Source organism: Synechococcus sp. R6-7 (assembly GCF_047461695.1).
Taxonomy (GTDB): domain Bacteria; phylum Cyanobacteriota; class Cyanobacteriia; order Thermostichales; family Thermostichaceae; genus Thermostichus.
On sequence record NZ_JANSHS010000349.1, the window covers coordinates 1 to 8,866 of the forward strand.

At 58.2% G+C, this 8,866-nt stretch carries 5 protein-coding genes; 4 read left to right on the forward strand and 1 reads right to left on the reverse strand.

Going from position 1 to position 8,866, the window contains the following annotated elements; all coding sequences use genetic code 11:
- Positions 1–257: 257 nt before the first annotated feature.
- On the forward strand, positions 258–1,733 hold the full coding sequence (gene glgA / locus NW815_RS10425) for a glycogen synthase GlgA (RefSeq protein ID WP_011432291.1): 1,476 nt from the start codon (positions 258–260) through the stop codon (positions 1,731–1,733).
- A 159-nt stretch (positions 1,734–1,892) separates the two neighbouring features.
- The gene (locus NW815_RS10430; RefSeq protein WP_414330234.1) at positions 1,893–3,500 is read left to right on the forward strand and encodes a glycoside hydrolase family 57 protein; all 1,608 of its coding nucleotides are present in this window, start codon (positions 1,893–1,895) and stop codon (positions 3,498–3,500) included.
- 297 nt (positions 3,501–3,797) lie between these two features.
- Here NW815_RS10430 and ilvB read toward each other — a convergent pair whose 3' ends face one another.
- Complete coding sequence (gene ilvB / locus NW815_RS10435; RefSeq protein ID WP_414343257.1) at positions 3,798–5,594, reverse strand: biosynthetic-type acetolactate synthase large subunit; 1,797 nt, start codon at positions 5,592–5,594, stop codon at positions 3,798–3,800.
- Positions 5,595–5,808: 214 nt separating this feature from the next.
- On the opposite strand from ilvB, the gene NW815_RS10440 reads away from it, so the two are divergent.
- On the forward strand, positions 5,809–7,386 hold the full coding sequence (locus NW815_RS10440; protein WP_414387889.1) for a phospholipid carrier-dependent glycosyltransferase: 1,578 nt from the start codon (positions 5,809–5,811) through the stop codon (positions 7,384–7,386).
- A gap of 109 nt (positions 7,387–7,495) precedes the next feature.
- Entirely contained in the window at positions 7,496–8,560 is a 1,065-nt protein-coding gene (locus NW815_RS10445) for a Gfo/Idh/MocA family oxidoreductase (protein ID WP_414387887.1), read from the forward strand.
- Positions 8,561–8,866: the final 306 nt, after the last annotated feature.

Sequence of the window (8,866 nt, forward strand, 5' to 3'; positions counted from 1 at the left end):
GACGGAGTCCTTGAAAAGCCTTCTGGCCCCGTGCATTCAACGTTTCTAGTTTGAATCGAAATGCCCATAATTGCCCAGAGGGCTGCTCCCGTAGATCAGGTTCCCCGGCAAACGGCGCAGCTGGGGCTCGAACCCGGTCGGCCCAGAGGTTGTTCCCCAGTGCAGGGATCCCTTGCCATTGGGAGGGATGTTCTGTCGAGGCCAAAAAGATTATCGTTTGTAAAGAAAGCTAAGGCGGTGCTACGGGAGGTCTCGAAATGTACATCGTGCAGATTGCGTCTGAATGCGCCCCGGTTATCAAGGCGGGGGGACTGGGGGATGTGGTGTACGGCCTCAGCCGCGAGCTGGAGGTGCGGGGCCACTGTGTCGAGCTGGTTTTGCCCAAGTACGACACGATGCGCTACGACCAGATCTGGGGTTTGCACGACGCCTATCGCGATCTCTGGGTGCCCTGGTACGGGGGAGCCATTCACTGCTCGGTGTACTGCGGCTGGGTGCATGGCCGCCTTTGCTTTTTTATTGAGCCCCACTCGGGCGATAACTTCTTCAATCGCGGGTGTTATTACGGCTGCCCGGATGACAACATGCGTTTTGCTTTTTTCAGCAAGGCGGCTCTAGAGTTTCTCCTACAAAGCAACAAGCGCCCCGACATCATCCATTGCCACGACTGGCAGACAGGGTTGGTACCGGTGCTGCTGTTTGAGATCTACAAGTACCACGGCATGGGAAACCAGCGGGTGTGCTACACCATTCACAACTTCAAACACCAAGGCTTTGGCGGCCCAGAGATTCTTTGGGCTACCGGCCTCAACCGCGAACCCTACTACTTCCACTACGACCGTTTGCGCGATAACTTCAACCCCTTTTCTCTCAACTTTATGAAGGGGGGAATTGTTTTTTCCAACTTTGTCACTACGGTCTCTCCCAATCACGCGCTGGAGGTGCAATTTGGCGACTACGGCTATGGACTTGGCCATACCCTCTACTTGCACCGGCACAAGTTTCGCGGCGTTTTGAATGGCATCGATTACGACATTTGGAACCCGGAGATCGACCGCTTTATCCCCGTGCGCTACACTGCTCAAACGCTGGAAAATAAAGCTAAAAACAAAAAAGCTCTGCGGGATCGGCTGCTACTGCAGGATGTTGACAAGCCTATCGTGGCCTATATCGGGCGATTGGACGAGCAAAAGGGCGTGCATTTGGTGCATCATGCCATCTACCGCTCCCTGTTCAAAAATGCCCAATTTGTTCTGCTGGGATCCGCTACGGAGCGAGGGATCGGCGCTTGGTTTGCCCACGAGAAAAGCTACCTCAACAACAACCCCGATGTTCACATTGAGTTGGGCTTTAACGAAGAACTTTCCCACCTTATCTATGCGGGGGCAGACATCATCGTAGTGCCCAGCCACTACGAACCCTGTGGACTCACTCAGATGATTGGCTTGAAGTATGGCACAGTTCCGGTGGTGAGAGGAGTGGGTGGCCTGGTGGATACCGTCTTCGACCGCGACTACGATCCCCACAAATTGCCCGAGCAACGCAACGGCTACGTCTTTTATCACACAGATCCAGCTGCTTTGGAGTCGGCTCTGGATCGGGCCATCGACCTTTGGTACACCGCTCCTGACCAGTTCCGTCAACTGCAGATTCAAGGCATGAGCTACGACTACTCCTGGAACTATCCTGGCAAGGAGTATCTGGAGATCTACGACTTCATTCGTCACCGCTGAGCCCAACAGCGATCCCCAGCGATCCCAGCTCTTGACCCCAAGGACGAAATGCTGGACGATAGGTAGCAATCTTGGGCTTAACCTTCTCTACAGATTTGCTGCTGAGAAGGGTAAGTCTGCTCCGTTATCTTTCCCTGTCTGTAAGGATCCCAGGCTGCCATGGGTTATCTCGCCTTGGTACTCCACGCGCACCTGCCGTTTGTGCGCCACCCTGAGCAAGACTTTGTGCTGGAGGAAGAATGGCTCTACGAAGCCATCACGGAGACCTATGTGCCGCTGCTGCACATGTTCGAGGGGCTACAGCGAGATGGCATCGACTTTCGCTTCACCATGTCCCTGACGCCGCCCTTGGTGTCGATGCTGCGGGATCCCTTGCTGCAGGAGCGCTACGACCACTACCTAACCAAATTGGAAGAGCTGGCCCAGCTGGAGTACGACAAAAACGCCACCAACGGCCACATTCGCTACCTGGCGGAGCACTACATCAAGCAGTTTGCCATGGTGCGGGATCTCTGGGAGCGCTACGACCGGGATCTGGTGCGAGCTTTTAAGCAGTTTCAAGACAGCGGCAACCTGGAGATCATCACCTGTGGGGCTACCCACGGCTACCTGCCCTTGATGCAGATGTACCCGCAGGCAGTCTGGGCGCAGTTGATTGTAGCTTGTGAGCACTACAACGAGCACTTTGGCCAATGGCCGCGGGGGATCTGGCTGCCGGAATGCGCCTACTACCAAGGGCTGGAGCGGATGATTGCCGATGCCGGCCTGCGCTACATGATCACCGACGCCCATGGTCTTCTCTACGCCAAGCCCCGGCCTCGTTACGGCATGTACGCCCCTATTTTTACCGAGACCGGCGTCGCCGTTTTCGGGCGGGATCACGAGTCTTCGCAGCAGGTGTGGTCGGCAGAGGTGGGCTATCCAGGGGATCCGGTTTACCGCGAGTTCTACAAAGACCTAGGGTATGAGGCCGACTACGAGTACATCAAGCCTTACATCATGCCCAACGGCCAGCGGAAAAACACCGGCATCAAGTACCACCGCATCACCGGGCGCAACCTGGACCTGGGGCAAAAGCAGCTTTACGACCCCTATTGGGCGCGGGAGAAAGCGGCAGAGCATGCGGGCAACTTTATGTTCAACCGCCAGCGGCAAATCGAATATTTGTACAGCGTCATGGGCCGCCCGCCGCTGGTGGTGGCCCCCTACGATGCGGAGTTGTTCGGCCACTGGTGGTACGAGGGCCCTTGGTTTTTGGATTTTCTCATCCGCAAGAGCTACTTCGACCAAAACACCTACCGCATGACTCACCTGGCGGAGTACCTGCGGGAGAACCCCACCCAGCAGGTGTGCAAACCTGCCCAGTCCAGTTGGGGGGCGCGCGGCTTCCACGAGTACTGGCTCAACCCCACCAACGCCTGGATCTACCCCCACCTGCACAAGGCTACCGAGCGGATGATCGAGCTGAGCCGTCGCGAGCCTGCCGATGACCTAGAATGGCGGGCCTTGAACCAGGCGGCGCGAGAATTGCTACTGGCTCAATCGTCTGACTGGGCTTTTATCATGCGCACGGGGACGATGGTTCCCTATGCAGTGCGCCGCACCAAGTCCCATCTGCTGCGCTTCAACCACCTCTACGAGAAGATCAAAGAGGGTCAGTTTCGGCGAGAAAAAGCCACCCCTGAAGAGGAGCAGTGGCTGGCCAAGGTGGAATACATGGACAACATCTTCCCCAATATCAACTACCGGGTTTACCGACCCCTCTAAGCCGGTTGGGCAGGTCTGGAGGGTGCCTGCTTCCGACCGCCAGAGACACCAGAGGCAGAAGTTTCCGGCTACCCTCCTTGAGGGGATCGAACTACCCCAGAGCAGGAGGGATCCTCCGTTCGTTGCGCTGATCCCAACCTTCCTCTCCTTTTGGGAAAGGGGCAGGAGTCGCTCGTGTTGGCCTCGCAGAGCGCTCAGGGAGCGTTTTAATCTGGCTTGTTCAGTAGCCCCGATATCCCCGAAGACTCCCTGCTGCTGGGGCCCGCCTTCCCCAGCCGGATGGCCAGGCCACCGATTCTAGAGCTTGGTGCCGCACTCGGCGCAAAACTTGTGCAGTGTGGGGTTTTTGGTGCCGCAGTTGGGACAGTAGATCAGCTCCGCTGCCTGCTCCAGTTGCCGCTTCTCCGGCAGCCCGATCATCTGATAGTTAGCTTTGCCGGCAGGCACCATCGGGTAGCAGTTTTCGTCCCGCTTGACCACAAAGTCGGCCACTACCGGCCCCTCGTGCTTGAGGATCTCCTGGATGGCATCTTCCAGTTGATCGGGGTGATCGACGCGGATCCCTTTTACCCCAAAAGCCTCGGCCAGCTTGACAAAATCCGGCATTCCGGGAGACATATCCGAGTGGGAGTAGCGCTCGCCGTGGAAGGCCTGCTGCCACTGCCGCACCATGCCCTGCCAGCCGTTGTTGATGATGGCCACTTTGGTGGCAATGCCGTACTGAGCCACTGTGCCCAGCTCTTGCATGTTCATCTGGAAGCTGGCATCGCCACTGATGCAGATGACTTCTTCGTGAGGCAGGGCTACCTTGACTCCCATCGCCGCGGGGAACCCGTAGCCCATGGTGCCCAGCCCAGAACTGGAGATCCATTGGCGCGGCCCGTTGCGCAGAAACTGCGCCGCCCACATCTGATGCTGGCCAACATCGGTGGTGTAGTAGGCGTGGGGAGCATGACGACGAAAGGCATCGATCACCTGTTGGGGGGCAATCACGCCTTCGTAGCTGGGCACCTGCAGGGGATAGTCCCGCTTCCAGCGCTCAATCCGATCCAGCCAGGCCTGAGTTAGGCCTGGAGTAGAAGGCATTTTGCTCAGTTGAGCCAGCATCTCCACCAGAACAGTGCGCACATCCCCTACAATCGGCACATCGGGCGCACGGTTTTTGCCCACCTCGGCTGGGTCGATGTCGATGTGAATGACTTTGGCGTGCTTGGCAAATTCATCTAGCTTGCCGGTCACGCGATCGTCAAAGCGGGCCCCCACCGCAATGAGCAGGTCGCACTCGGTGACGGCGAAGTTGGCATAGGCCGTGCCGTGCATGCCCAGCATCCCCACCGACAGGGGATCGTTCTCATCGAAAGCCCCTTTGCCCATGAGGGTGGTGGTCACCGGGATCCGATAGGTGTGGGCCAGCTCGGCAATTTCGGCGTGGGCACCGGAGATGATCGCCCCACCTCCCACATACAGCAAGGGCCGCTTGGCCTGCAGGATCAGCTTGGCCGCTGTGTGGATTTGCCGTGGGTTGCCACGCACGGTGGGCTTGTAGCCGGGGATGTTGATCTCGCTGACGGGTTGATAGTCAAACTCTTCCAGGCCCACATCTTTGGGGATGTCGATCAGCACCGGCCCGGGCCGCCCTGTCCCGGCAATGTGAAAAGCCTCTGCCACGATCCGAGACATTTGGCGCGGATCCCGTACCACGTAGGAGTGCTTCACAATGGGCAGGGTGATGCCAAAGATGTCCGTCTCCTGGAAGCCGTCGGTGCCAATCAGATGGCGAGGTACCTGCCCAGTGATGACCACCATGGGTACAGAGTCCATCATGGCGTTGGCGATGCCCGTCACCAGGTTGGTCGCCCCTGGGCCAGAGGTAGCAAAACACACCCCCACCTTGCCAGTGGCGCGAGCATATCCGTCGGCGGCGTGGGCAGCCGCTTGTTCGTGGCGTACCAGGTAATGTTTGAGCAGCCCCTGAGACTCGGCTTTGTACAGCTCGTCGTAGATGGGGAGGATGGCTCCCCCCGGATAGCCAAAGATGTGTTGCACCCCATGCCGGTGCAGGCTGTCCACCAACGCATATCCACCAGTCGCCACGGTGTCTCCTCCCCACTGAGATGACCGAACGTCAAACGCCCGCTCTCAGGAGCGCCAGCGCAGACAGGGTACTGGCCAGAAGTTGGCCAACTTTGTATTCAATTCTACAGTCTAGCAGTGGTTTGCTTTGGAATCGCTTAGGCTTTCACGGTCGGCTAAAGTAACACTGGGGATCCCTGGGGATCCTCGCCGGAGTGTTGAGAGTGCCCTATCCATGACTGGAGAGCCAACCCCCATTGACCCCGGGCCGGAGCGGTCTCAGGGCAGCTTGCTGCTGTCTGGGCCCATCCTCGGATCCCCGCACAGCGCTGTGGGATCCCGACAGTGGTTGGTATGGGGAGCGCTGGGGATCTTTCTGGTGGGTCTGGGGTTGCGCCTGTGGCGGCTGGACGAGTTCCCGGCACCTGTGTTCGATGAGGTGTACTTCCCGGAGTTTGCCCAGAACTACCTGGATGGCAAGCCTTTTTACGATGTGCATCCCCCCTTGGGCAAGTACTTCATTGCCCTTAGCATTCAGGTGTTTGGCCGCAACGAGTGGGGATTCCGCTTCGCCACTGCTTTTTGCGGATCCCTGATCCCGCTGTTGCTGACCGGTTTAGCCTACCGCCTCACCTACCACGTGGGCTTTGCTCTGTTGAGCGGGGTTTTGCTGCTGACCGATGGGGTGTTTCTGGTGGAATCCCGCTTTGGCCTGATCAACGTGTATCTGGTAGCCTTTGGGCTGGCAGCGACCATTCTGTTGCTCAGAGGTCTAGAAAACCAAGGTTGGCGACGGGCTGCTCACTTTGCTTGCTCCGGGATCCTGTTGGGGGCGGCAGCTTCGGTGAAGTGGAATGGCCTCTGGTTTGCCTTCATGTTTGCTCTGTTGGGGATCCTCGTCTGGGGGGTGGTCTGGCTGCGCCCGCAGTGGATCCCACGGTTGGGCATTTTGAGCCAGATTCGTCATCTGCGCTGGTGGCACTATGCGTTCTGCTTCGTCCTCGCTCCACTGGCCTTTTACGCCATTCAGTGGATCCCGCACCTGCAGCTGAATCCCCAACAGGGACTAACTCTGGATTGGAGCTGGACGGGCATCCAGAATTATTTCCGATCCCTGGTGCTCATCAACCAATCCATCTACGGCGGCCACATGGCAGCCCACCTGGTGGTGAACGAAGAGACCCCTGTTCACCCCTACTGCTCCACCAGCTTGCGATCCCTGGTGGCTTGGTTCCCGGCTTTGCGTCCTTGGCTGACTACGCCCTTGGCCTCGGCAGGAGCTTGGTCCTGGCCAATTCTGGGCCGCCCCGTGGCCTACTACTTCGGCAGTCAGGGCAACCTCTGGCAAGCTGTTCATGGCTTGGGCAATCCTTGGCTGTGGTGGCTGGGCACGGGATCCATCTTGGTGCTTGTCTGGCGAGGGATCCGCCACTTTCACGGTCTCGAAGCCTTCATTTTGATTGGCTATGCGGCCAATTACCTGCCTTGGTTTAGGGTCAGCCGCTGCGTTTTTATCTACCACTACATGAGCGCTCTGGCGTTTAGCACCCTAGCCCTGGCTTGGTTGGTGCTGCTGGGCTGGCAGAGCTATCGCCGCTTTTGGCGCGGGGCGAGCATCACGGCGGTGGCCTTGGTTTTGGCGTCCTTTGTCTTCTTTTTCCCCGTTTGGCTTGGCCTGCCCCTCAGTCCAAGCGGATTCTACGCCCGCATGTGGTTTCGCTCTAGCCCGGTGCCGCTGTTCTGTTTCAGCCCCCAATCCTGCCAACAGCCCCCGCTGCACCTGCCGCCCATCCCCGGCTTGAACTGGATCTAAGGGAGGCATGGTAAGCTTTGTGAAGTTTGTTTCGTGAAATGCGGCGCTCCGTTACCGAAAGATGGAGCGAGGTTCGCGAAACCCTTGTGGTGGAGGTAGTGGAAACGTCATGGCCCGATCTTGCCCGAGTTCTGCCAACTCTCCCCGCCGTCCACTGGCTTATTCAGAGCAAGCTGTCCCGGTTGGGGTGATCGGGGTAGGCAACATGGGCCAGCACCACACCCGCGTGTTTAGCCTGATGAAGGATGTGCGGGTCGTGGGGGTAGCGGATATCAACGTGGAACGGGGATTGGATGTGGCCAGCCGCCACCGCGTTCATTTCTATGAGGACTACCGCGATCTGCTGCCCCATGTAGCTGCCGTGGCCATTGCCGTGCCGACGGTTCTGCACCACGAGGTGGGTATGGCCTGCCTGGAGGCCGGGGTACATGTGCTGATCGAAAAGCCCATCGCTGCCAGCATCAGCGAAGCAGAATCGCTGGTGAACCGAGCTGCCGATTGCAATTGTATTTTGCAGGTGGGGCACATCGAGCGCTTCAGCCCTGTTTTCCAAAAGCTGGGCCAAGTCTTGCAAAGTGAAGAACCTCTGGCTTTCGAGGCTCACCGTCTCAGCCCCTATTCCGACCGCGCCAGCGATGTGTCGGTGGTATTCGACTTGATGATCCACGACATCGATCTGTTGCTGGAGCTGATCCCATCTCCCGTGACCCAGATTACCGCCAGCGGCAACCGCATCTCCAAGCTGGGCTACCTGGACTACGTCACGGCTACTCTCACTTTTGCCAACGGTGCCATCGCCACCCTCACTGCCAGCAAGGTCACCCACCGCAAGGTGCGCAAAATTGCCGTCCACTGCAAGAATGCCTTGGTAGAAGCAGATTTTCTCCACAACGAGATCTCGGTGTACCGCCAGGGATCCGTCGGCAGCACCAGCGACTACGGCCAAATGCCCTACCATCGGGATTGTTTGATTGAGAAAGTCCACACCGACAATATCGACAAGCTGCATGCCGAACTGGAGCACTTCATCAATTGCGTGCGGGGGGGCAACCAACCTTCTGTGGGTGGGGAACAGGCCCTGAAAGCATTGAGGCTGGCCTCGGAGGTAGAGCGGATTGCTTTGGATGGATGTGCCTGGAGCGAAGCCAAGCCCCGCCGTAGTCTCCTATCCTAGTCTTTAACGCAAGCCCCAGATGGGGGCAGAGCCCTGTTGTTGGCCCATAGCCATTCCAGCATCAGGCTGGGGAAGAAAAAGCGACATTCGCGCCCGCGGAGTGCAGCTCTATTTGTTGCTGTTGCCAGTCCACCACTCAATACTCCTGTAGCCCAAGCCGACTGTAAAGCTTGAGCTTAGTTTGCTTATCTTGGCCAATATTGCGAGCTCCAGGGCTCAGCACTCCTACCGCCGATTCTGGGGCACTGTGGAGTTTGCCATCCGCCCCTAACGCTGTTCTCAGCTAGAAATCGCAGGAGCCCCGCA

Excerpts from the sequence above, each read along its gene's own strand:
- glgA (WP_011432291.1), top strand. The coding sequence starts at position 258 with ATGTACATCGTGCAGATTGCGTCTGAATGCGCCCCGGTTATCAAGGCG.
- NW815_RS10430 (WP_414330234.1), top strand. The coding sequence starts at position 1,893 with ATGGGTTATCTCGCCTTGGTACTCCACGCGCACCTGCCGTTTGTGCGC.
- NW815_RS10440 (WP_414387889.1), top strand. The coding sequence starts at position 5,809 with ATGACTGGAGAGCCAACCCCCATTGACCCCGGGCCGGAGCGGTCTCAG.
- NW815_RS10445 (WP_414387887.1), top strand. The coding sequence starts at position 7,496 with ATGGCCCGATCTTGCCCGAGTTCTGCCAACTCTCCCCGCCGTCCACTG.